This is a genomic window from Nocardia sp. CA-136227, from assembly GCF_050955695.1.
Lineage (GTDB): Bacteria > Actinomycetota > Actinomycetes > Mycobacteriales > Mycobacteriaceae > Nocardia.
Window position 1 is genome coordinate 5,774,871 of record NZ_CP192081.1, and the last position, 21,600, is coordinate 5,796,470.

Below are 21,600 nucleotides of genomic sequence, written 5' to 3' on the forward strand. Positions count from 1 at the left end.
GTGCCGAGTGAATGCGTGTGAGCGCGATGTGAACTCGCTGTGAGCGCCGCCCCGCAGTGTGGGCCGCATGCGAAACGACTCCGATCTGCACGAGTTCCTCACCACCTATCCCCACGACATGGCGTTCAGCCCCGACGACCCGTCCACCGTGGTCGACCGCTGGTTCACCCCCGACATCGACTACCGCAACGACGGCCTCCACCTGAACCGCCAGTCCTTGATCGCCCACGCCCGCCCGGCTCGCAAGAACGCCGAATCCGTGCGGGTCCGCATCCATCGAGCCTTGCTGTCCGGTGACAGCATCGCGGCCCACTACACAATGTTCGCGACCCTCCGCACGACCGGTCCGACCGCCACCGAAGTGTGCATGATCGGCCGCCTGTCCCCCGACGGACGCATCGAGCGGATCGATCAGCTCACCCGCTCCGTGCCGGTGGAGGGCGAGTAACCGTGCGATCCCTCCTATCTGCGCCGATCCTGCGGCGAATCGCCTTGGCCGCCATCGTCTTCTGGGTGGCCGCGCTCGTCGCCACCGGTGGTCTGGCGGGCAAGCTCGGCGGGGCGGAGAAGAACGACGCCACCACCTGGCTGCCGAAGAGTGCCGAGTCGACGAAGGTCTCCGAGCTGACCGGAAAGTTCATCGGGTCCGATGTGTACCCGGCGGTGGTCGTCTACGAGCGGGGCGACGCGGTGTCGAGCCCCACCGCGCGGGCGCGAGTGGAGTCGGACGCTCAGCGGTTCGCGACGCTGCCACAGGTGCGTGGTCCGGTCCCGGAGCCCGTGGAGTCGGAAGACGGCAAGGCGATCCAAGTCGTGGTCCCGATCTCGGTGGGCGTCAAGGGAGTCACGGACGCCCTGCCGACGGTGCGATCGATCCGCGACATCGTCTCCGATGCGGGGATGAGCGTGCACGTCACCGGACCTGCGGGTTACGGGGCCGATTCGGCGGACGCGTTCTCCGCGGTGAACTCGACACTGTTGTACGTGACCATCGCGATCGTCATAGTGATCTTGCTGGTCACCTACCGCAGCCCGGTGCTGTGGCTGCTGCCGCTGGTGTGCGTGGGTGTGGCCTTGACGGTCGCGCAGGGGCTGATCTACCTCCTGGCGGCGCACGCGGGCCTGACGGTCAACAGTGACACGGAATTCCTGCTGACCGTCCTGGTCTTCGGCGCGGGCACGGATTACGCACTGCTGCTCACGGCACGCTATCGAGAGGAGTTGCGGCGCACGGAGAATCGTCACGTAGCCATGGCCACGGCCATCCGCCGCGCCGGACCCGCGATCGCCGCGAGTGCGATCACCGTCGCCCTGAGCCTCTTGTGCCTCATAGTGGCCGATCTGAACTCGACGAAGAGCCTGGGCCCGGTGATGGCGACGGGAGTTCTGGTCAGCTTCGCGGTGCTCACCACCCTGTACCCGGCGCTGCTCGTGCTGTGCGGACGGTGGATATTCTGGCCCGCCGCAGCGCGTTTCGGCGATCCCGAACCGGCCGGAAGCCGTCGAGGGAATCGCCTCGAACGCTTGATCACCTCCCGTCCGCGAAGGGTCTGGCAGGTCACCGCGGCGGTGCTGGCGTTCCTCGCCCTGGGGCTGTTCGGATTGCACGCGTCCGGGCTGCGGGCGCAGGACACCTTCCGAAACCGCCCTGATGCCGTGGTCGGCGAACAGGTTCTGCTCGAGCATTTCCCGGGCGGGTCCGGCGACCCGGTACAGATCATCGGACCGGCAACGGATGCGGATCGCCTGCGGAACCTGGCTTCGGGGGTTCCCGGTATCGTGTCGGTGTCGGCTCCCGTTCGCGCGGATGGCCTCGCCTACTTGGAGGTGACGACGGCCGATGTCCACGGTAGCGATGCGGCGTTCGCAACCGTGGAGCGTCTCCGCTCCGCGGTGCACGCCGTGCCTGATGCCATGGTCGGCGGCAGTAGCGCCGTCGCGCTCGACACCCTCGACTCCGCGCGCCACGACCGCAATGTGGTTGTGCCCCTGGTCTTGTCCGTCGTCTTCGTGATCATGGCGCTGCTGCTTCGAGCCTTGGTGGCCCCCGCGGTGGTGCTGGTCACTGTCGTCCTGTCGCTGGCCGCTGCTCTCGGCGTCAGCGCGCTGGTGTTCGACAAGGTGCTCGATTTCGCCGGAGCTGACCCGTCATTCCCGCTGTGGGCCTTCGTTTTTCTGATCAGCCTGGGAATCGACTACAGCATCTTCTTGATGGCCAGGATCCGCGAGGAGACCGCGAACCATGACACCGCCAAGGCAACGGTGATCGCGGTGCGCACCACCAGTGGAACGATCACCGCTGCGGGGGTGGTGCTGGCCGGGACGTTCGCGGCATTGCTCACGCTTCCTTTGGTTTTCGCGGCGGAGATCGGGTTCGCGGTCGCGTTCGGCGTACTGCTGGATACCTTCGTGGTGCGGACGGTGTTGGTGCCGGCGCTTGCAATCGATTTGGGTGAGCGCATGTGGTGGCCTCGACGCACCCGATTCGGTTCACGGAAAGAGGAGGACGTTTCCGATCCGATTGTGACGCAAACTATTTAACCAATTCAATCTGAAATGCTCAGAAGCACTGTACATTTTGTGTTCCATAGGCGATCAAGCGGGAGTAGAATGGAGGCATGGATTCGAATGGGGTGACACTCGACGACTGCGGTATCGCTGAACTGGCGGCCGCGGTCTCGACTCTGTCGGAATCCATTCAGGGTGGGAAGATGGCGGGGTTTTCCGACGAGGACATTGTGACGTTGATGCAGAGGATTGAAACCTGCAAGCGTCAGCTCGCCGCGTTGGATACTCCGCTGATTGTCGAAGCGGGGGAGCGTTCGCTGCATTCACGTAGCGGGGCCGGGAAGATGGTGCCGTTCCTGCGCCACACCCTCGGGCTCTCCCGTTACGACGCGTCGGTGCGGGTGAAGATCACCCACCACTGCGGGGAATTCGTGCAGCAGACAGGGCATGTCGCACCACCGGTATTGCCGGTAACTGCCGAAGTGTTTGCTGCGGGCGAGATCTCGCGTGATCACGTGCGCCACATCATGGACGTGATGAACCACCTGCCTCTTGATGTGCCCACCGAGGCGCGGGCCGAGGCAGAGCAGATCCTGGTCGACTACTCGCGCAACGGGTGGCCCGATGACTTGTTGAAGATCGGCCGCGACATCCTTGCCCGATTGGATCCCGACGGGAAAGTCGTCTCCGACGCCGACCGTCGCCGCCGTCGCGGGATCACGCTGTGTCGCCCTGGTGTGGACGGGATGAGCCGGATCGAAGGGTGGATCACCCCTGAGCTGCGTGCCTGCCTGGATGCGGTGTTCGCGAAGCTCGCCCGGCCCGGGATGTGCAACGTCGAAGATCCTGAAAGCCCTTCCGCCATGGGTGGGTTCATCGCCGACAGCATCCTCGACGCTGCCGCGCGTCGCGACCGCCGTGATGCCGGGCAGCGGACCCACGACGCTTTGCTGGCGTTGGTGCAGCCCGGGGTGAACATGCGGACCCTGGGCATGCACCGTGGCCTGCCCGTCGAGGTCGTGCTCACCATGAGCCTCACCGACCTGGAAAACGGCACCGGCGTCGCCACCACCGCGTCCGGCACTCAGATCTCCATCAACGAAGCCTTGAAGATGGCCGAAGGGACCCGACCGGTGATCGCGGTCCTCGACGGGGACGGGATGCCGTTGTTCCTGCGTCGCTCCCGCCGCACCGCCAACCGCGCCCAACGATTGGCGCTCCTCGCCCGTGACAAGGGATGTACTCGACCGGGTTGTGAACAACCCGCCAACATGTGCGCCGCCCACCACGTCACCGACTGGGCCACAGGCGGGCCGACCGACATCAACAACCTGACCTTGGCGTGCGACCACTGCCACGCGCTGGTCAACGACAGCCCCGATGGCTGGAAAACCGTTGTGATGGGTAAAGATTCGCCCCACCCCGGTCGGACAGGGTGGATTGCACCGAAGAGTGTTGATCCCACCGGCACCCCACGCGTCAACGACCGCCATCACGTGGGGCAGGCGATCGCCGCTGCCATCGATTCCAGCTGCCGAACGTGGCGCTCACGGGCAGCGTGACACCGAGCTGCTCGTGTCCTGCCGGCGTGCGCAGAACAACGGGGAGTGTGGTCACCTCGCCTGCTCTGCCGGACCTGGGCTGACGCCGGGCTGGGATCCGCTACCCGCCGATCCCAGCCCACAGACTGCACGCATCACCTACCAGAGACCAACCGCTGCGGCGTCTTGTTCTCTTCGGCTCTTCGTTCTTTTGTCTTTTCTTCTCTTCTCCAGGCGTCTTTTATCTTTGTGTCTCTCTTATCTTTTGGTCGCGTAGATCTTTAGATCTCGACCATCTGATAGTCAGCCACATGACTACCGAGGAACCGCAAGTGATCGGTGGAGTCCCCCAGCGTGTGCTCGATGGCGTTCAACCGCGCGGTGTAGTGCCCAACCGGATACTCATCAGTCATCCCGATCCCACCATGCATCTGAATCGCCTCCTGCCCGATGTGCCTGGCAGACCGCCCGATCCGCAACTTGGCCCGAGAAACAACCATCGGATCGACAACCCCATCGGCCAGCGACATGGACGCATACATACTCATCCCCCGCGCCAGCTCCAGCGACACATACATGTCAGCAGCACGCTGAGTCAGCGTCTGGAACGTACGCAACGGCACACCGAACTGCTTACGAGTCTTCAGGTACTCGGCCGTCAGCCGCAAAGACTCCTCCATCGCCCCGATCGCTTCGGCACACAACGCAGCCTGAGCAGCGGCGATGGCGGCACCAATGGCGTCAGAGGCATCAGCCACGTCGCCGAGCAGTTCCGCAGCAGCCCCCTCGAATTCGATGTCCGCACCATGCCGCCCGTCGTGGGTGGTGTACGGCCGCAGTCGCACACCCGGATCGGAGGGCGTCACCAGGAACAGCCCGACCCCGTCGTCATGGGCAGCACTGACGATCAGAACGTCCGCCTGGTCACCATAGGAAACCGGGTGCTTGCGTCCGGTGATACGCCACCCGTCACCATCCGGAACCGCTCGAGTGTCGGTATCGGCGGCAGGCCAGCGCAGTCCCGGCTCACCATGGGCGAAAGCAAGTTTCAGCTGCCCTTCGGCAACACGAGGCAGCAGACCCTTGCGCTGGACATCGCTGCCGACGGCCGAGATGAGCGCTCCGGGCAGCAGCGCGCAGTCGAGGATCGGTTCGGTGGCCAAGGCGCGCCCGATCTCGGTCATGACCAGCATGGCTTCGATGGGTCCGGCGCCCATGCCGCCGTCTGCCTCATCGAAGGTCAGGCCGAGCAGCCCGATGTCGGCGAAGGTGGCCCATCGTTCGGTGTCGCGTCCGCGGGCGAGCAGGTCCCGCACGGTGTCGCGCAGCATTTCCTGTTCGGGGGTGAGATCGAAATCCATGGTGCTGCCTCACAGTCCGAGGATCGTCGAGGCGATGATGCCGCGCTGCACCTCGTTGGATCCTCCGTAGATCGATGTCTTGCGATAGTTCAGGTAGGTGGCGGTGCTGCGGCGCGCCCAGTCGGCGTTCGACTCGTCCTCGCGGGCAATCGAATCCGGTCCGGCGATGTCGACCAGGAGTTCGGTGACGGCCTGCTGGAGCTCGGTGCCGCGCAGTTTGAGGATGGACGACACCGGGTTGGGTTTGCCGTCGGCGGATCCGGCGGCGACCCGTAGTTGCACGAGTTCCAGTGCCAGCAACTCGTTTTCGAGTTCGGCGAGCCGGGTGGCAAACAGTGGATCGTCGAGCAGGGTGCGTTCGCCGAGGCGGGTCTGCTTGGCGTGTTCCTTGGCGAGCCACAACCGCACCTTGGTCTGGCCGACGGCGGCGATGCCGGTGCGTTCGTTGCCGAGCAGGAATTTGGCGTAGGTCCAGCCCTGGTTCTCCTCGCCGACGAGCTGGTCGGCGGGCACCCGGACGTTCTCCAGGAACACCTCGTTGACCTCGTGGCCGCCGTCGATGAGCTTGATGGGCCGCACGGTCACGCCCGGGGTGTCGAGCGGGAACAGGAACATGGAGATGCCCGCCTGCTTCTTGGGGGCGTCGGGATCGGTGCGGGCCAGGCAGAAGATCCAGTCGGCGAACTGCGCGCCGGTGGTCCAGGTCTTCTGGCCGTTGATCACATAGCTGTCGCCGTCGCGTACGGCGACGGTGCGCAGGGAGGCGAGGTCGGAGCCGGCTTCGGGTTCGGAGAAGCCCTGGCACCACCAGATGTCGAGGTTGGCGGTGGCGGGCAGGAACCGCGCCTTGAGCTCCTCGGAGCCGAAGTGCGCGATGACCGGCCCGATCATATTGGTGTTGAAGGTGAGCGGCTCGGGCACCGAGGCGAGCTGCATCTCCTCGTGCCACAGGTGCCGCTGGATCGGGGTCCAGCCCTTCCCGCCCCAGGCCACCGGCCAGTTCGGGGTGGCGAGCCCGTGCGCGTTGAGGATGCGCTGGGTGGTGACGAGGTCGTCCTTGGACAGTTCCTGTCCGTGCCGATGCCGGTTGCGGATGTCGGCCGGGATTTCGCTCCGAAAGAACGTGCGCAGCTCGTCGCGGAAGGCGAGCTCGTCGTCGGTGAGCGCTAGTTGCATGCGTTGACCTCCAGTTTCGTGGTTACCCACGCCATCGACGGAAATGATACACAGACATAGCCGTGTCTCAAATAGGGTCGTATACTCGACGGTCGACCGGCCCCTCGAAAGGAGCACCCTTGTCCGATCACGACCTCGGCGTCGGCGAACTCATCGCCCGCCGGCACCGCGAGGACAGCGTCCCCGGTCGCCGCACCGATCGCCATCGCCTCGCACTCGTCATCGAGGGCGGCTCCTCGCGTGGGGCGTACTCGCACGGAATGGCCATGGCCATCGAGGAATTGGGCGTGCTGTCCTGCTTCGACGCGGTGTACGGGGCTTCGGCGGGCGCGTTGAACGCGGCCTGGCTGCTGTGCGGTCGGGCGGTGGATTCGCGGCGGGCCTGGAATCCCGAGGTGATCAACCGTGTGATCAGTCCGGCGCGGGCATTGCGCGGCGGCAAGGTGGTGGACACCGATTATCTGGTGCACACCGTGTACGAGCGGATCGTGCCCATGGATTTCCCGGCGATCCTGGCCAATGCCATCACCTTCCACCCCATCGCCACCGACGCCGACACCGGCGCGGCCGTCGACCTGCATCCGGAACTCAGCGATGTGCGCTCGGTGCAGACGGCGCTGCGGGCCTCGACCTGCCTGCCGATCCTGGCGGGGCGGCCGGTGCGGATCGGGGCGCGGCGGTTCGTGGACGCGGGGCTGTCGGAATCCGTGCCGGTGCGAACGGCGTTGGCGCAGGGCGCGACCCGGGTGCTGGTGCTGCGCACGCGCCGGGACGACGAGGCCATGCGGCCCCCGTCTACGGTGGAGTCGCGGGTGGTGGCGCGTTTCCTGTCTCGCCACGCGCCCGGGACCGTCGGGCCGTGGCTCGCGCGGGTCGAGCGACATCACAGCGACGAGCGCGATTTCGCCTCCGACCCGGCCGTGCTGCAGATCCGCCCGCCGCGCGACGCACCCGATATCGGCCGCATCGATCGTGACCCCGAGGTACTGCGGACGGCCCTCATCCTGGGACGCGCGGCGACCGCGCGCACGCTGTCGGAGTTCCTGGCTCCTAAGCTGTCCGCGTGACGCGAGCGGAGGGAACGAGAGCGCCGGGCCGACCGGCGTCGGCGAGTCGGGACGATGTGCTCGAGGCGTCCATCGCCGTGTTCCTGGAGGGAAAACGGCTGGACGTCAATGCCATTGCCGCGCAGCTCGGGGTGGGGCGGGCGAGCATCTACCGCTGGTTCGGCTCCCGCGACGGCCTGCTCGGCGCGGCCGTGGCGCGGCAGCTGGAGAAGGTGGTGGCCCTGGCCGACCGCCGCACCCGCGGCACCGGCGGGGAGCGGCTCGCCGCGGTGCTGGACCGGACCATCGACCTGCTGGTCGCCAATGACGCGCTGCGCGCCTACTTCGACAACGAGTCCACCGCCGCCCTGCGCCTGATCACGCGCGGTGACGGGACCGTGCACCAGACCGCGGTGAGCATCGTCGAGCGGCACATCGAGCGCGCGCAATCGGAGGGCTACCAGCCGCCGATCGAACCGGACACCCTCGCCTACGCCCTGGTCCGGCTGTGGGAGGCGTTCCTCTACAACGATGCCGTGGCCGGTTTCCGCGGTGACGTGGACCGCCTGCGCAAGGTCCAGAACGCGCTGCTGCGAACCTGATTCAGAGGTTCGCGATGAGCGGGACGAGCTGTTCGGCGGAGGTGCGGGCCCCGTGGTGGCCCAGCAGCGCGGATTCCAGGGGTTCGAGGGCGGGCCGGATCAGCGCGGTCTGGTTCTCGGCCACGGCGATGAGATCGCCGATGCGGTGGGCGATCACGGGTGTCGGCGGGGTCGGCCCGAACCAGCTCTCGTCGAGGGCTTGTTCGCGGGAGACGACAGTGGCGTGCGGCGACAGTTCCGCGGTCCACGCCGCGCGGACATCGGCGAGGGCGTCGGGGTGTTCGAGATAGACGTGCCGCACCCGCGCCTCACCGCCGATCAGGCGGACGCCCCGGTGCAGGGCGGGTAGCGCGTCGAGGTCGATGGCGTTGTCCACGTGGATCATTCCGTGATCGCCGGTGATCAGCAGTGTGCAGCTGGACGGCAGGTCCGCGAGCAGGTCGGCCACCGCGGCGTCGATCTCGGCAAGCACCGCCAGCCACTGCGGCGATTCGGGGCCGTACAGATGCCCGTTGGCGTCGAGGTCGGCGAAGTAGGCGTACGCGAACCGCGACGTCGTCCCGGAATGCTGTGCGACAGCGAGGATTCCGGCGCGCAGATCGTCGAGGTTCGAGGCCGGGTGCAGGGTGCCCGGGGCGCGGAAGGCGGCGCGGGTCAGCCCCGACGCGCGCTGGTAGCCGGGGATCACGTAGTGCGGTTCGATCCCGTGGGCGGCCAGGTCCTCGAGCCGGCTGGCCTGCGGCTGCACCGATTCCGGCGGGTATGCCTCGACGGCGGTGTCGCCGGTGGCGCTGTCGAGGGTCCAGCGCAGCGAGTTCAGCAGCCGCACCCCGTCGCCTTCGGGCAGCGCGAAGCTGTAGCCGATGATGCCGTGGGTGGCGCAGGGCGCGCCGAGCGCGAGGCTGGTCAGGCTGGTCGAGGTGGTGGCCGGAAAGCCCGCGGTGAGCGTGGTGCGGACGTGGGCGGCGAGGGTGGGCGCGAGGTCGCGGTGGCGGGCCAGCAGTTCCGCGCCGAGGCCGTCGATGAGCAGCACCACGACGTCCCGATTGGGCGCGATGGCCAGCGGATTCGGCTGATCGAGTCCGAAAGAGGCGGCGACTGAGGGCAGGATGTCGGCGAGTGTGTGCGGACCGACCCCCGCGGATGTACCGGGCATGAATCGACTCTATTGGGCCAACGGTGGGTTTCGAGATCAGAATCCCGGCGGCGGGGGCAGGCGGCGTTCGCGCGGGACGAGCAGGAGCAGCAGGGACAGCAGCAGTCCCCCGGCGACCAGGTACAACCCCCAGGTGCCGGAGAGCAGGTGGCGGTAGTCGGTGCGGAGTTCATGGTCGAAGCGCTGGTCGAGTCGCCAGCCCAGGACGCCGAGTCCGGCCCATCCGGCCAGCACGCCGATCCAGCCCACGATGCGGGACCCGGTCAGCGCGGCCACCAGCACCACCGCCGCAACCCCCAGCAGTCCGATGGCCAGCGAGGTGACGAAGCTCCCCGACTGCGCCCCGATCTGACCCATGGTCCGACCTTGCTCGAAGCCGTTACGCAGGTCGGTGAACTGAACATTCCGCGCGTCGACCGTACCGATGAGCGGACCGAAGACCCCGACCGCCACCGCGACGGCGGCGACGAACAGCAGTAAGTGAACGAAAGTGCGCATACTCCACGGTATTGCGCGGACGGTCCCCCGGCACGCGATCGAACCTTACGGTCCGAAACACACCGGAGGACCGGCGGATGAACTCAGGCGCGACGATCCACGGCGGCCCACGCGGCCACGGCGACCACACTCGACACCACGGCCACCGACGGCCACGCGCCGATCTTCTTGGCCAGCGGGTGCGAGGCGCCCATCGCGCCGATGGCGAGCCCGGTCAGCGCGGCCGCGCCACCGGTGCCGACGGTCTTGCGCCACCGCGGGAACGCGGCCGCGGTCCCCGCCGCGAACACCGCCCCGCCGAGCTGCCGCTTCTTGGTGGCCTGGGCGAGCGCGAAGCCGCCGGTGAGTCCACCGGCCGCGAGCAGCGAGGTCGGTACCGCGGGAATCCCAGCCATTTTCACTACCTCCAACAGATACGAGCGAACGACTACCCCTCCGACGGTAACCGGAGCCGATTCCACCGTTTCTTCGGGGCGGTGTTCGCCCCTCAGTCGCGGTCCGGGTCGGCGAGCAGTGAGCGGTTCAGCTGGTCCTCACTGATCGCCGGAACCGGCAGCGGGTGAGCGGCTTCCGCCCGCAGTCCGTCCAGGATCAGCGCCAGATTGCGCCGCCACGCCTCGGGGGCGATGCCCGCGGTCTGCTCGACCACCCGCGTGTGCGACCAGGTGATGAACGCGATGTCCTCGAGCACCCAGTCCGCCCGCAGTACCCCGGCATCCTGTGCGCGCGTGATGATTTCACGCATGACGGCGTGGCCCCGATCGCGCTGGGCGGCGATCTCCGGACTGGGCGCGGCGCGCAGTGCGAGTTCGTTGAGCAAGCGGTCGTGAGCCTGTAGCTCACAGATCTTCTCGACCAGGTACACGAACGAATCCCACGGATCATCCAAGGCCAGAGCGGCTTCCGCGATGCGACCGCCCGCCTCGATGCGGTCCTCGACCGCCGCCGCGATCAGGTCGTCGCGCGCCGGGAAGCGGTTGTAGAGGGTGCCGATGGCCACGCCCGCGCGGGCGGCGATCTCCTTGAGGGGCGCGTCGAGCCCGCGTTCGGCGAAAACCTCACGCGCCGCGGTCACCAGCGCGTCGCGATTGCGGCGGGCGTCGAGGCGGAGCGGTTTCTGGGCGGGCATGCGCCGATCCTACAAATCGGGGTCACGATTTATGTTGAGCATAGGTTCAACTTAATGCTAGCGTCGTCGCTGTAACTTGAACCATTGCTCAACTTAGCTAGGAGCGAGCATGAGCAAGACCATCGCGATCTTCGGTTTCGGCCCCGGCCTCGGCATGGGCGTCGCGCGGCGCTTCGGGCGAGAGGGATTCCGTGTGGCCGTGATCGGCCGCAACCCGGACAAGGCCGCTCGGCACGTGGCCGACCTGAAAGCCGACGGCGTCGAGGCCCAGGCCTTCCCTGCCGACGTCACCGCCGCGGACCAGCTCGACGAGGCCATCGCGACCATTCGGCGGACCTTCGGCGACATCGATGTCGCGCTGCACGGCGCGGCCGCCGGCATGACCGACCGCTCACCCTCCACCCGCGCCGTGGACCTCGCGGCCCTGCGCGTTCCCATGACCCTGAAGCTGCACTCCCCCATCCTGATGACCCGCGCCCTGCTGCCCGTCATGCTCGAGCGGGGCACCGGCACCCTGCTGTTCTCCTCGGGCTCGCCCGCGCACGGCGTGCTGCCCTATCTGGCCAATTTCGGTGTGGCCCTGGCCGCGCAGCGGGCCTACGTGCTGCAACTGGCCGAGGAAGTGCACGGCACGGGTGTGCACGTCGGGCTGATGAACATCGGCGTGCTGATCGGCGACAGCGAGGCGGAGCGCATGGTCGACGAGCACCCCGAGGTGGTGCCGCCCGGCGTCAGCATCCCGCGCATGACCAATAGTGAACTGGGCGACCACTATTGGGACCTGTATTCCCGCCGGGATCGAACCGAAGTGGAGATCGGCTTCTGATCCGCCCCCGGCAGGTCAGCGGATGCCCGGGGTCGCGGGGTCGGCCCCGGTGCAGCCGAGGATGAAGCAGCCCGGCGGCCAGTCACCGAAGGGCGGGTACAGCGGTTTGCCCAGGCATTCCAGCAGGCCGCAGCCCGGGTAGGCCATCGGGCCGAGGCCCAGGGCGGCGAGCGTGGCGTCCGGGTTCATGAACATCGGGTCGGTGATGCTGGCGTCCGGACGCTGGACGTAGGGACCGGGGTCGGGGAGGGCGGGGGTGCGGAAGGCCGTGGTGAGGCCGCGCAGGACGTCGTGCGGAAAGCTCACCGCGCCACCGGGAACCGTGACGCCGGTCCAGCTGACGAGCAGGCCGAGGCTGGGGACGATGAAGTTGTCCTGGCGCATCATGCCGGCCATCTGGAGGGCGTCCTTGGGGAGGCCGGGGAACAGGTCCTCGCAGTCGGGGCCGTTGACGGTGATCAGGAAGCCGTAGCAGGGGTTGACGCCTTGGGAGGTGGTGGCCTCGGTGAGGTAGGCGGTCGGGATCACCTGGCGGCCGTGCCAATCGCCGCGATTGACGAGCAGCAGGCCGAGTTTGGCGTAGTCGTCGGGCGGGAGCACCAGGTGGGCGTGTCCGTAGGTGTTGCCGCTGCGGTCCCGCGCCCACAGATAGTCGGAGTGCCGGATGCCCAAGGGATCGAAGAGGTTTCGTTGCGCGTAGGCCTGGAAGTCCTCGCCGACGGCCCGTTGGATCACGTAGACGAGCAGGTCGACGGCGCGTTGACTGTACTGCCAGGTCTCCCCCTGCGGATGCAGGATGGGCATGGCCAGGGCCTGCGCGACCACGTTCGGGTCGAGCCGGGCCACCCCGGTGATGCCTTCGGAGGCGATGGCGATCTCCATGCCGGAGGTCTCGGTCAGCAGGCTGCGCACGGTGATCGCACGATGCTCGGCGTCTCCGAGTCCGGCCGGCAGGTAGTCGCCGATCGGATCGTCCACGCGCAGCAGGCCTTCGCCGACCGCGATCCCCGCGACCATGGACACGACGCTCTTGGTGCCGCTCCACAGATTCCACGGGACGCCGCCCGCCCGCTGATTGGTGGGTCCGGAGGCGATCAGGCAGTTGTTGCGGAACACCTGCACGGTGAAGCGGGTCGGGTCGGAGGCGAAGTCCACCGCGCGCCGCAGCGCCTCCGAATCCAGGCCCACCTCTTCGGCGGTCGCGGTCTCGGGCTGCCTGCCGTCGCTGACCGTACAGTGCCGCAGACCATCCGGCTCCGCCCCGGCGACGGGCGCCGCGAACGAGGTCAGGGCAGCCGCCATCACCACCGCCAGGATGCCTGTCAGGAAGCGCGCCACTCGATCCTCCGTACTCCGATGAATCCGATTGGCTCATCGGAGAATCGGCGGGCGCGATTAGCTCTTCCCGGCCCGTGACTTTCGGGGGCGCAGGTTTTCGGGGCAGCCGATCAGTGGGTGTCGACGGTGGCGAACGCGGCCCAGATCAGCGGGGAATGCTCGATCGCCCCGGTCGCGCGCCAGGCGGCCAGATGGGTGCGCTGCCAGGCATTGAGGGCGACGACCGGATCGGCGGTCTCGTGCGCGGCGTCGATGGCGCACACGGCTTCCTGGAACGGGTGCACGGTGTCGGGGAGGCCGGAGAACCGGCGGAACGCCAGATCGGTGGGCAGCGGCCAGCGGCCCGCCGTCACCAGTTCCGCGCCGCCGGTGAGCATGGCCGCCACCAGACCCAGTGGTTCGGCGAACCGGAGGTCGCCGCCGCTCTCGCAGGCGATGAGGGCGACCCGGCTCGGGATCGGCCAGATCTCGGGACCGGTTCGCGGAACCGCTTCCCCGCCAACGCCGTCGCCCGCAGCGCCGAGGTCGTTCGCACGTGAGCCCGCCGTGAGTGCGTGGGTGCCCAGCAGCAGATCGCGTGCCGAGAGCGGCCGATGGTCGCGGTAGGCGGGCGCGCAGCCCGGGCTGGCGGCGGTGCAGGACAGGTGCAGGGTGGCCGATTCGCTGCGGCCGGATTCGGGGGCGGCGGCGGTGACGTGGCCGACATACAGCAGGCGGGCCGCCCCCGCGTGCAGGGCGCGGCTCAGCCAGGCGCGGTCGAGATCGGTCCGGCGGAACGCCTCCACCGGTTCGGCGACGGGCGGGGTGAGGCGGCCGGCGGCCGCGTGGCCGGCGACCAGCGTGGCCAGCGGGGCTGCGGCGGAGTCCATCCGGCCGAGGACCGATCCGAGGGCGGAGTCGGCGCGGAAGCCGGGCACGCGCGGGTCGAGTACGGCGACGACGGGCAGATCGCGGGTTTCCGTCCATGATCGCGCGATGCGGGCGGGTGCGTGCACGATGCCGGGCGGGGCGAGGACACTCACGTCGGCGATATCCAGCAGGCGCACATCCGAGTCGGGGGCGATCAGCTCCCAGGGCAGTTGGGCGGTGCGCGGTGACGGCTGGATCCGGACGTGCGGGCGAATACCTCGCACGTAGAGCTCGTGGAGCGATACCGCCAGGTTGTAGGGCAGGAATACTGACGAGAGGTACTGCGCCAGTGCGCTTTCCGCCTCGGCGGTCGCCAGTGCGCCGGTGGTGAGCGCATTTTCGAGCCCACCGGCCGTTCCCGGCGCGGGGAGGGCGGCGGTGAACCGGCCCATGGCCGCCTCGACCTGGTCTTCCGGTACCACTCCCACCCCGGCGGGGGCGCTGTCGTCGATCCAGCGCCAGGTCAGGTAGAGGTCGCCCGCGTCCGCCATCCGGACCAGCACGGTGGGCGTCATGCGGGGATCACGCGGTCGGTGCGGACGCGGCGGCCGTAACGTTGTTCGGCGGCATCGAGCCAGGCGGACAGGGCGATATGGCCGTCCGGTCGCACCGCGATCCGAGGCGGTGGCGTGACGGGCAGTCCCGCCCCCGCCGCCACGGCCGCGAGGGCGGTGCCGAGTTGCAGCGCGTCCTGGACGGCGGCCGCCGAGTCGGAGGGCGGATCGAAGGATTCGAACAGGTCCAGCGGTGCGGGCGGATCTGCGGCAAGCCGATCGATGTCCAGGATTGTTCCCGCGCACTGATTTTCGATGAGATCGGCGACCAGCCGGGCGTCCCCGGCCAGGTACGCGTACCGGAAGGCCAGCCGCAGAGCGGGATTCACGATGCGGCGGTTCCAGGTGTCGCGCTGGGTGCCGTCGGGCAGCTCGTAGCGGACGGCGTCCAAGGCCAGTGCTGCCGGGACCGCCAGATCCACTGCTCGTGCCAGCAATCCCGGGACGTGCGCGACGAGCGGCTCCAGGAGTCCCGCGTGCCAGTAGTCGAGCTGGGCGCAGTGCAGCCCGAGGCCGCGAGCGGCGTAGGTTCCGCGCGCCGCCGCCAACTCGGACTCACCGTCCTCGTATCGTCCCGCCGCGAAGGCATTGGTGGCCAGTCGAAGTCGAACGTCTGCGGCTTCGACCACGGCGTGCGACTCCTCGAACCGGTGCAGCGCCGCACGGTACTGATCGTCCGCCGCCCCCGTCCGGCCGCGCCGCTCGGCGATGAACCCCATGACCTTGAGACCGATGCCCGCGCGATGCGCCATCCCGGCCGCCTCGAAATACTCTTGGGAAGCGGCCAACAGCGGTTCGGCCTCGTCGAAAGCGCCTGTGCGCGTGTGCATCAAAGCCAAGTTCTGCTGTGTCTCGGCGACCCCGCCGGGGTCGGCGACGGCTTCGAAGGCGGCCAGCGCCTGCCCCGCGAAATCCTGGGCCAGCTCCCAACGCCCGGTCTCGAAGTGCGCGGCGGCCAGGTTCATCAGCGGATGTCCGGCCTGCTCCGGACCGAACCGCCGTGCCGCGTCCAGTGATTCACCGGCCAGCTCCAATGCGCGCCACCACTGCTGCCGATGCAGGGCAATCGCCGTGGAGGACACCAGACACGCCAGCCGCAGATCGCCCGGCGCGCCCTCGTACCCGAGCGCCTCCCGAGCCTGTTCGAGGGCCGCCTGCGCCCCATCCAGATCCCCGAGGCTCTGCAACGCCTGGGACAGCCCGATCAGCGCGCCGGGATGCATCCTGGGCGCGTCCTCCCGCATCTGCGCGAGTGCTTCCCGGAACCGCGCCGCGGCCCCGGCGTGATCCCCCAGCCGATCGGTCACCACCGCCACATCCACCAGCGCGCACAACCGCAGGTCCCCTTGCTCGACCTCGGCGGCCTGCTCGAATATCCGCAGCCCCTCGATCAATTCACCGCGCGCGACCGCCTCGGCCCCGGCGCGCAGCAGCGGACTCTCACCCGCGTTCTCGTCGATACCCGCACTCATGCTCAGAAGTCCGAATCACCTGCGGCGGCGTCGATTTCGGCGAGCAATGGCGCGAACAGGCCGTCGTCACCGACCTGGGTCGACGCCGTCCGCAGCCGTTCGGCCGCGAAGTCGCGAATTCGCTGACGCACCGCGCCCTGCGCCGCCTCCGGGTCAGCGTCGAGGTCGGGCCCGAAGCCCGGGACTCCGATGGCGACATCCACCGTGGAAGCCGGTGCGGGCAACTCGGATTCGCCGATCCAGCTGTCGCCGCCTGGACGCAGTTCGGTCAGCAGCTCACCACGCCCGGTGTCGACGCGGGCCCACGGCCGCAGGTGCTCGGGCACCGCCGCGGGCAGCTCCGGGTGAGCGGCTACGGCAATGGCGACGGTGGTGGCCCCGGCCTCCCGCAGGACCTGCCAGGACACCGCGGACTCGGAGGCGTCGACCAGCCCGGGCGGGCACTGCCGCCAGTCCCAGCCGCCGGTGCCGCGCGCCAGCACCAGTGCGCCGCCGGACCGGTCCGCATCACCGGCCGCCAGTGCGTAATCCGAAGCACGCAAGGAGCTCTCCACGGACGCGCGGATACTGGGCGCCACCGCGTCCGCCCCGTCCACCAGGGACTCGCACTCCTCGGTGAGCAGCGCGATATCGCGGTCGAGCAGCGCCGGATCGAGGGCGGCGATGCCGTCGAGGACCGAGGCGGGCCACCAGCGGGACGCCCAGTGCGCGTAGGCCAGTCTGCGGGCACTCGCCACCAGCGCGGGGAGCCCGGGGGCCGCCGCCGCGTCGGTCAGGCGGTGGCCGCGGGGGTCCACGGGGGCGGGCCGGAGATCCCCCGAGAGTTCGCGGGCTCGCGGCCGCACGGCGTCGAGCGCCGCGGCGACCGGCTCGCCGTACAGGGCCCACACCCACTCCTGGGCTGCGTCGACATCGTCGATGATCGCGAGTGGGAGTTCCTGTGCGGCAAGGACATTCCAGGTCAGGAGACCGCCCGTCACCTCCAGCACCATGGACTCCGGGCCCGCGGGAGTGACCGCCGCGCCGTCGGGGACGAGGACGCGCACCGCGTCGGGGTAGCGGTGGATGGCGACAGTCGAGTTCGTCATCCCACCCTCGATTCGAGTTCCTCGGGCTCGGCGGTCGCGGTGGCGGCCAGGGCCTTCTTCACGCGCATGCGGTGGTCCAGGATGACGGATCGGGCCACCCCGTCGAGCAGGTCCCAGAGCTCGTCGGCCGCGTACACCCCGAACTCGCGTACATCGCGGCCGTGCAGCCGGGGCCAGAGCCTGCGCAGGTAGGGCCGCCACGGCACGCGCAGGTCGGCCGCGATGGCCCCGAGCGGTCCGTCGATCGCGTCCGCGCGCACCGCCATCCGCCGGGCTTGCAAGACGTAGGCCTCACGCTGCCAGCGGCCGTTGATCAATCGTGCGGCCGCGCCGTCGTCGTCCGAACCGGCACCGCCCAGAACTCGGGATTGTGTTGCCGGCCCGCCGATCTCGATGCCGCGCGGCTGGACACCCAAGGGGCGCAAGGTGACCGCCAGGGTCGCGCCCGCGGCGGCCGCCACCCGGAGGGATTCGTCCAGCAGCGCCCAGGGCGCGCACGCGCGGGCGATCTCGGCGTCGACGAGTTCCGGGATCGGCGGCAGGTCGGCGCGTTCGCTGGAGGCCTGGAGGACGGTGAAGACCCGCTCGTGAATGGTGCGGTCGAGCGGTAGTCCGAGAGTGGCGGTGGCGGCTGACGCTCCGACACCGGGAGGCTGCGGCAGCGGGTACAGGGTGAGTCCGAGTTCCTGTGCGGTACTGCCGATCCCACCGTCCCAGAGCCGAATACCGGTATGCGTACCCACGGACGCTTCCACGGCGTCGTCCAGGTCCGGCGGATCATCCGCATCGTCGAATCGGGTTGCGGCGCAGGCGTCGACGAGTTCGCCGAGCAGATCCGCGTGATCGGGCACGTCGGTCAGCGGCCGCCGCCGCCACGCGGTCTCGATCAGCTCGGCAACGTCCTCGGACCGCTCCGGTTCGGACAGGTACTCCCGCAGCGCCTGTGTGGTGCGCCCCGCGGTCACCCCGTGGATCTCGCGCAGCGCCGCTTCGGCGGCGGGCCGGTCCCGCACGGGATCCGGCCGACCCGAGACGGTGGCCAGTTCGAAGCAGCGCTGGAAGTACAGGTCCTGCGCATTGCCCTCGGTGATGCGCAGCGCGCGCCGGGTCTGCTTGAGCAGCGTGAACCAGGCGGCGGTGGCGGCGAGGACGTCGGCGGCGGCGTGGACGCGGGCGGCGAGCAGCACCGCGCCGTCGGCGCTCAGCATGGCCCCGGCGCAGGACGGGTGCTGGACGGGCCGGATCACCAGGGGATCCAGGATCAGCTTGACGGTGCGCCGGAGGGGCCCGCCGTGGGGTCCGCTCAGGGGTTCGACACCGGCGAGGCGGTGCCAGACCTCATCCAGCACCATGGCCCGCGGTCGTCGCATTCGCCCACGTTATCGCAGTTTCCCCGGCCCGCGCGCCTCGGAAGTTGGGATCGGTAGGCGGGGTTCCGATTCCTACTGTTCTGGCATCGGTTCCACCCCGGAGCCACCATCACGAGAACGAGGAATGACCATGAACACCAAGCCGATCCGCCTCACCACCGCCGTCCTCGCCGCCACCGCCGCGGCCGCGCTGCTGGTGACCGGTTGCAGCTCCGGCGATTCCAAGCCGGGTTCGCCCACCACCGCCGCGACCTCCGCCGCGCCGGGTTCCGCGACTCCCGCCGGCGGCGCGTCGTCCGCATCGGTGGACGGCAAGGCGATCAGCGGCAAGTTCGACACCACCTGCGTGAAGCAGGCGGGCACCCTGGCCCTGGCGCTGGCCGACCAGAGCAACGCCACCTACGGCACCCTCGCCGCCAGCGCCACCATCACCGGCGACAACACCGTGCAGGCGGTCGGCATCACCGGTACCAAGGGCGGCGCCAACGGCCAGCCGTACGCGGTGGGCTTCGGCAATGGCATGCCGGGCGGTTCGGCGAAGGTCACCAAGAGCGGCAACACCTACACGGTGTCCGGTGAGGGCGTCGGCGGCGTGGATCTGTCGAACCCGATGGCGGGCCCGAAGACCGAGAAGTTCGAGATCGTCTTCGCCTGCTCCACCATCGTCGGCTGACCCGGCCCCGCTGTTCTCCCCGCTCGTGCCACCGGGCACGAGCGGGGCCGACAACCACCACGACTTCGAATCAGGAGAAGCACATGAAGAACCAAATCCGTTACAGCGTCCTCGCTCTCGGCGTCCTGGCCATCGGCTACTACCTGTGGCACGGCCTCACCGCCGATGACGTCTTCGGCTGGGTGGGCCCGCAGATGGCCCTGCCGATCATCGCCCTGACCATCATCCCGATCGTCTTCGCCTTCACCGGTGACGGCATCATGTCGGCCTTCACCGGCACCAACAGCTCCCAATTCCGCGACGGCCTGGTGGGTCTGGGCACCGTCGAGAGTGTCCGCCAGACCGGCGTCTACCTCAACGAGCAGCCGCAGGTGCGCATCGACTTCCGGGTCGAGGGCGCCGACGGCAAGGTGTTCGCCTCGCACGCCAAGCTGATCGTGCCGCTCACCCAGCTGGCCCTGCTGCGGCCGGGCGTGGTGCTGCCGGTCCGCTACCTGCCCGACAGCCTGGACAAGGTCGAGGTGGACCTGTCCGGCGACACCTCGGCGGCGCAGGACGCCATGAACGCGGCCATGATCCGCAAGGGTTTCACCACGCCCGCCAAGCTCGATATCGCCCGGCGCGGCACCGCGGCGCAGGCGGTGGTCCGGTCGCTGTCGGTGCCCGGCGAGATCCGCGACGGCTACACCCGTTTGGACCTGGTCCTGGTGGTCACCCGCCCGGACGGCACCACCTTCGAGACCCGCACCGAGAAGTTCCTGCCCCCGACGGCGGTCTCGCTGGTCCAGGTCGGCCGCATCGTGGGCGTCCACTACCTGCCGGAGAACGAACAGGAGGTGGTGCTGTCCCTGCCCGTCAACGCCGCCGGATGATGAACAACACCGAATCCCCCAGAGCCGCAGGCCTTGCCGCCCGCGGCTCTCGTGCTGTGTCGGGGGCGTTCGTACTCCTCGCCCGGCAACTGTCACAACCCCATTGCCCGGCGATCACAATAATTCGGAAACGAACTGCATGGTCGCTTTTTCTGATACCTATGAGTCAGCGACCAGGTTGCCTAATTGAATTCGAAATGCACTTCTACCAGCACGGAAGAAGGAGCGATGAGAATCAGGCGATTTACCGCAACCGCCTTGCTCGCACTCGGAGCAACGGTGTTGACGGTCGGCACCGCGGTGGCCGACCCCGCGCAGTCGGATCCCGGACCGGGTATCACGGTCCAGGTCGACGAGGTATCCCCCACTCCCCCGGCCGCCGACACGAACGCGCAGCCCGTGGACGATCTGGACGTGATGCGTCAGTGCAATGCCATCCTCGGCGCCCTCGTCGGCGCCGCCATCGGTGGCAGCGGCAGTGCTCTGCCCGGCGCGTTGATCGGCGCCGGCATCGGCGCCCTCATCGGCTGGACGCTGATCACCCCGCCCGGACCGCCGTTGGGCTGCTGGCAGCCCGCGCCTCAGCCCTGACGGCCGCGGCGATCACCCCGGCGTCACCCAGGGGACGCCGGGGTCGCGCCCTGCTCACCGAGTTCGAGCCGGAACCCGGTGGGGGTGGTCGCGGTGTGGGCGCGGAAGAACTTGGTGAAGTTGGCCGGGTCGTCGAAGCCGAGGTGACGAGCGCAGTCGGCGGTGGTCGCGGGACCCTGTGCGAGCAGGCGTTTCGCCTCCAGGGTGACGCGCGCGTTCACGTACTGCTTGGCGGTGACCCCGGTGGCGGCCTGCACGGCGCGTGAGAGGGTGCGCGGCGAGTAGCCGAGTTGCGCCGCGTACCAGGACACTTCGCGGGTGTCGGCGTGACAGCGTTCGACCAGGCGCGCGAACCGGCCGAAGAGGTCGGTCGGTTCCGGCGGCGCCGGCAGGGCCGCGGACAGTCGCAGGGTGACCGCGCCGAGCAGGTGCCCGAGGATGGCGGTGTCGGGCGGATCGGCGGAGTATTCCCCGGCCAGGTGGTCGAAGGCGCTGTCGGTCAGGGCATTCGCGGCCACGATCGGGGGCGTGGACGGCAGCCGTCCGAGCACCGCGGCCGGGACCAGGTCGGAGCGCACCAGCACGAGATCGCCCTTCAGGTCGGCGATGTCGTCCCAGCGATGCGTCCAGCCGGGATGGATCCAAGCGATGGTGTCGGCGGTGATCTCGTGTGCCGCGAAGTCGACGGTCAGCCGCCCGCTGCCCGCGGTGCACCGGGCCAGCACGTGAAAATCGCCGCGAATGGTCTCCCGGCCCAGCGCCACGGACATGCCGCGGAGCCGGTCGAAGTCCAGCAGTTCGAGGCCGGTGGGGGAACCGGCCCTCGGCGCGTACCGCGGTGTTCGGCTGGGTTGTCCGCTTTCGACCATGAGCGTTGCCGAATCTACCGG

21 protein-coding genes are annotated in these 21,600 nt (G+C 69.0%); 9 read left to right on the top strand and 12 right to left on the bottom strand.

Annotation, left to right across the window (positions count from 1 at the left end; all coding sequences use genetic code 11):
* Window positions 1-67 precede the first annotated feature (67 nt).
* The 3 genes from ACQP06_RS26695 (at window position 68) to ACQP06_RS26705 (ending at window position 4,070) form a co-directional block, all read left to right on the top strand.
* Entirely contained in the window at window positions 68-448 is a 381-nt protein-coding gene (locus ACQP06_RS26695; RefSeq protein ID WP_379277156.1) for a nuclear transport factor 2 family protein, read from the top strand.
* 2 nt (window positions 449-450) lie between these two features.
* The gene (locus ACQP06_RS26700; protein WP_433667158.1) at window positions 451-2,541 is read left to right on the top strand and encodes an MMPL family transporter; all 2,091 of its coding nucleotides are present in this window, start codon (window positions 451-453) and stop codon (window positions 2,539-2,541) included.
* Between the two features lie 77 nt (window positions 2,542-2,618).
* Window positions 2,619-4,070 carry a DUF222 domain-containing protein gene (locus ACQP06_RS26705; protein WP_433667159.1) on the top strand — a complete coding sequence of 484 codons (1,452 nt, stop codon included), beginning with the start codon at window positions 2,619-2,621 and terminating at the stop codon, window positions 4,068-4,070.
* A 260-nt stretch (window positions 4,071-4,330) separates the two neighbouring features.
* Here ACQP06_RS26705 and ACQP06_RS26710 read toward each other — a convergent pair whose 3' ends face one another.
* Both ACQP06_RS26710 and ACQP06_RS26715 read right to left on the bottom strand, forming a co-directional pair.
* On the bottom strand, window positions 4,331-5,410 hold the full coding sequence (locus ACQP06_RS26710; RefSeq protein WP_433667160.1) for an acyl-CoA dehydrogenase family protein: 1,080 nt from the start codon (window positions 5,408-5,410) through the stop codon (window positions 4,331-4,333).
* 9 nt (window positions 5,411-5,419) lie between these two features.
* Window positions 5,420-6,586 (bottom strand): acyl-CoA dehydrogenase family protein, encoded by a 1,167-nt coding sequence (locus ACQP06_RS26715; RefSeq protein WP_433667161.1) that lies wholly within the window; start codon window positions 6,584-6,586, stop codon window positions 5,420-5,422.
* Between the two features lie 119 nt (window positions 6,587-6,705).
* Between ACQP06_RS26715 and ACQP06_RS26720 the strand changes: the two genes are divergently transcribed.
* Both ACQP06_RS26720 and ACQP06_RS26725 read left to right on the top strand, forming a co-directional pair.
* Window positions 6,706-7,653: a patatin-like phospholipase family protein gene (locus ACQP06_RS26720; protein ID WP_433667162.1), complete on the top strand. Its 948-nt coding sequence runs from the start codon at window positions 6,706-6,708 to the stop codon at window positions 7,651-7,653.
* Entirely contained in the window at window positions 7,650-8,234 is a 585-nt protein-coding gene (locus ACQP06_RS26725) for a QsdR family transcriptional regulator (protein WP_433667163.1), read from the top strand. The genes ACQP06_RS26720 and ACQP06_RS26725 overlap by 4 nt, the downstream gene beginning before the upstream one ends.
* A gap of 1 nt (window position 8,235) precedes the next feature.
* Here the strand turns inward: ACQP06_RS26725 and ACQP06_RS26730 are convergent, their stop codons facing one another.
* The 4 genes from ACQP06_RS26730 to ACQP06_RS26745 form a co-directional block, all read right to left on the bottom strand.
* Window positions 8,236-9,390 (bottom strand): alkaline phosphatase family protein, encoded by a 1,155-nt coding sequence (locus tag ACQP06_RS26730; RefSeq protein ID WP_433667164.1) that lies wholly within the window; start codon window positions 9,388-9,390, stop codon window positions 8,236-8,238.
* 36 nt (window positions 9,391-9,426) lie between these two features.
* A complete protein-coding gene (locus ACQP06_RS26735) occupies window positions 9,427-9,888 on the bottom strand; it encodes a hypothetical protein (protein WP_433667165.1) in 462 nt (153 codons plus the stop codon).
* A gap of 83 nt (window positions 9,889-9,971) precedes the next feature.
* Window positions 9,972-10,283 (bottom strand): hypothetical protein, encoded by a 312-nt coding sequence (locus ACQP06_RS26740; RefSeq protein WP_357086311.1) that lies wholly within the window; start codon window positions 10,281-10,283, stop codon window positions 9,972-9,974.
* A 92-nt stretch (window positions 10,284-10,375) separates the two neighbouring features.
* Window positions 10,376-11,017 (bottom strand): TetR/AcrR family transcriptional regulator, encoded by a 642-nt coding sequence (locus ACQP06_RS26745; RefSeq protein WP_433667166.1) that lies wholly within the window; start codon window positions 11,015-11,017, stop codon window positions 10,376-10,378.
* A 109-nt stretch (window positions 11,018-11,126) separates the two neighbouring features.
* Between ACQP06_RS26745 and ACQP06_RS26750 the strand changes: the two genes are divergently transcribed.
* On the top strand, window positions 11,127-11,843 hold the full coding sequence (locus ACQP06_RS26750; RefSeq protein WP_433667167.1) for an SDR family NAD(P)-dependent oxidoreductase: 717 nt from the start codon (window positions 11,127-11,129) through the stop codon (window positions 11,841-11,843).
* A gap of 15 nt (window positions 11,844-11,858) precedes the next feature.
* On the opposite strand, the gene ACQP06_RS26755 is transcribed toward ACQP06_RS26750, so the two are convergent.
* From ACQP06_RS26755 to ACQP06_RS26775, 5 genes are all read right to left on the bottom strand, one after another.
* Window positions 11,859-13,181, bottom strand: coding sequence for a serine hydrolase domain-containing protein (locus tag ACQP06_RS26755; RefSeq protein WP_433667168.1), 1,323 nt, complete (start codon window positions 13,179-13,181; stop codon window positions 11,859-11,861).
* A gap of 110 nt (window positions 13,182-13,291) precedes the next feature.
* Entirely contained in the window at window positions 13,292-14,605 is a 1,314-nt protein-coding gene (locus tag ACQP06_RS26760; RefSeq protein WP_433667169.1) for a CHAT domain-containing protein, read from the bottom strand.
* Window positions 14,602-16,116, bottom strand: a complete 1,515-nt coding sequence (locus ACQP06_RS26765; protein ID WP_433667170.1) for a tetratricopeptide repeat protein — start codon at window positions 16,114-16,116, stop codon at window positions 14,602-14,604. The genes ACQP06_RS26760 and ACQP06_RS26765 overlap by 4 nt, the downstream gene beginning before the upstream one ends.
* Before the next feature lie 2 nt (window positions 16,117-16,118).
* Window positions 16,119-17,204, bottom strand: coding sequence for a hypothetical protein (locus ACQP06_RS26770; protein ID WP_433667171.1), 1,086 nt, complete (start codon window positions 17,202-17,204; stop codon window positions 16,119-16,121).
* Complete coding sequence (locus tag ACQP06_RS26775) at window positions 17,201-18,556, bottom strand: hypothetical protein (protein WP_433673438.1); 1,356 nt, start codon at window positions 18,554-18,556, stop codon at window positions 17,201-17,203. The genes ACQP06_RS26770 and ACQP06_RS26775 overlap by 4 nt, the downstream gene beginning before the upstream one ends.
* Before the next feature lie 148 nt (window positions 18,557-18,704).
* Here ACQP06_RS26775 and ACQP06_RS26780 point away from each other — a divergent pair, with 148 nt between their 5' ends.
* From ACQP06_RS26780 to ACQP06_RS26790, 3 genes are all read left to right on the top strand, one after another.
* Window positions 18,705-19,247 (top strand): lipoprotein LpqH, encoded by a 543-nt coding sequence (locus ACQP06_RS26780; protein WP_433667172.1) that lies wholly within the window; start codon window positions 18,705-18,707, stop codon window positions 19,245-19,247.
* 83 nt (window positions 19,248-19,330) lie between these two features.
* Window positions 19,331-20,119 carry a hypothetical protein gene (locus ACQP06_RS26785; protein WP_357086327.1) on the top strand — a complete coding sequence of 263 codons (789 nt, stop codon included), beginning with the start codon at window positions 19,331-19,333 and terminating at the stop codon, window positions 20,117-20,119.
* Window positions 20,120-20,347: 228 nt separating this feature from the next.
* Entirely contained in the window at window positions 20,348-20,710 is a 363-nt protein-coding gene (locus tag ACQP06_RS26790; RefSeq protein WP_433667173.1) for a hypothetical protein, read from the top strand.
* Window positions 20,711-20,733: 23 nt separating this feature from the next.
* Here ACQP06_RS26790 and ACQP06_RS26795 read toward each other — a convergent pair whose 3' ends face one another.
* Entirely contained in the window at window positions 20,734-21,579 is an 846-nt protein-coding gene (locus ACQP06_RS26795) for a helix-turn-helix domain-containing protein (protein ID WP_433667174.1), read from the bottom strand.
* Window positions 21,580-21,600 lie beyond the last annotated feature (21 nt).

Coding starts and splice junctions, on each gene's coding strand:
- ACQP06_RS26695 (WP_379277156.1), top strand. CDS start 68: ATGCGAAACGACTCCGATCTGCACGAGTTCCTCACCACCTATCCCCAC.
- ACQP06_RS26705 (WP_433667159.1), top strand. CDS start 2,619: ATGGATTCGAATGGGGTGACACTCGACGACTGCGGTATCGCTGAACTG.
- ACQP06_RS26710 (WP_433667160.1), bottom strand. CDS start 5,410: ATGGATTTCGATCTCACCCCCGAACAGGAAATGCTGCGCGACACCGTG.
- ACQP06_RS26715 (WP_433667161.1), bottom strand. CDS start 6,586: ATGCAACTAGCGCTCACCGACGACGAGCTCGCCTTCCGCGACGAGCTG.
- ACQP06_RS26730 (WP_433667164.1), bottom strand. CDS start 9,390: ATGCCCGGTACATCCGCGGGGGTCGGTCCGCACACACTCGCCGACATC.
- ACQP06_RS26735 (WP_433667165.1), bottom strand. CDS start 9,888: ATGCGCACTTTCGTTCACTTACTGCTGTTCGTCGCCGCCGTCGCGGTG.
- ACQP06_RS26740 (WP_357086311.1), bottom strand. CDS start 10,283: ATGGCTGGGATTCCCGCGGTACCGACCTCGCTGCTCGCGGCCGGTGGA.
- ACQP06_RS26745 (WP_433667166.1), bottom strand. CDS start 11,017: ATGCCCGCCCAGAAACCGCTCCGCCTCGACGCCCGCCGCAATCGCGAC.
- ACQP06_RS26750 (WP_433667167.1), top strand. CDS start 11,127: ATGAGCAAGACCATCGCGATCTTCGGTTTCGGCCCCGGCCTCGGCATG.
- ACQP06_RS26760 (WP_433667169.1), bottom strand. CDS start 14,605: ATGACGCCCACCGTGCTGGTCCGGATGGCGGACGCGGGCGACCTCTAC.
- ACQP06_RS26765 (WP_433667170.1), bottom strand. CDS start 16,116: ATGAGTGCGGGTATCGACGAGAACGCGGGTGAGAGTCCGCTGCTGCGC.
- ACQP06_RS26770 (WP_433667171.1), bottom strand. CDS start 17,204: ATGACGAACTCGACTGTCGCCATCCACCGCTACCCCGACGCGGTGCGC.
- ACQP06_RS26775 (WP_433673438.1), bottom strand. CDS start 18,556: ATGGTGCTGGATGAGGTCTGGCACCGCCTCGCCGGTGTCGAACCCCTG.
- ACQP06_RS26780 (WP_433667172.1), top strand. CDS start 18,705: ATGAACACCAAGCCGATCCGCCTCACCACCGCCGTCCTCGCCGCCACC.
- ACQP06_RS26785 (WP_357086327.1), top strand. CDS start 19,331: ATGAAGAACCAAATCCGTTACAGCGTCCTCGCTCTCGGCGTCCTGGCC.
- ACQP06_RS26790 (WP_433667173.1), top strand. CDS start 20,348: ATGAGAATCAGGCGATTTACCGCAACCGCCTTGCTCGCACTCGGAGCA.
- ACQP06_RS26795 (WP_433667174.1), bottom strand. CDS start 21,579: ATGGTCGAAAGCGGACAACCCAGCCGAACACCGCGGTACGCGCCGAGG.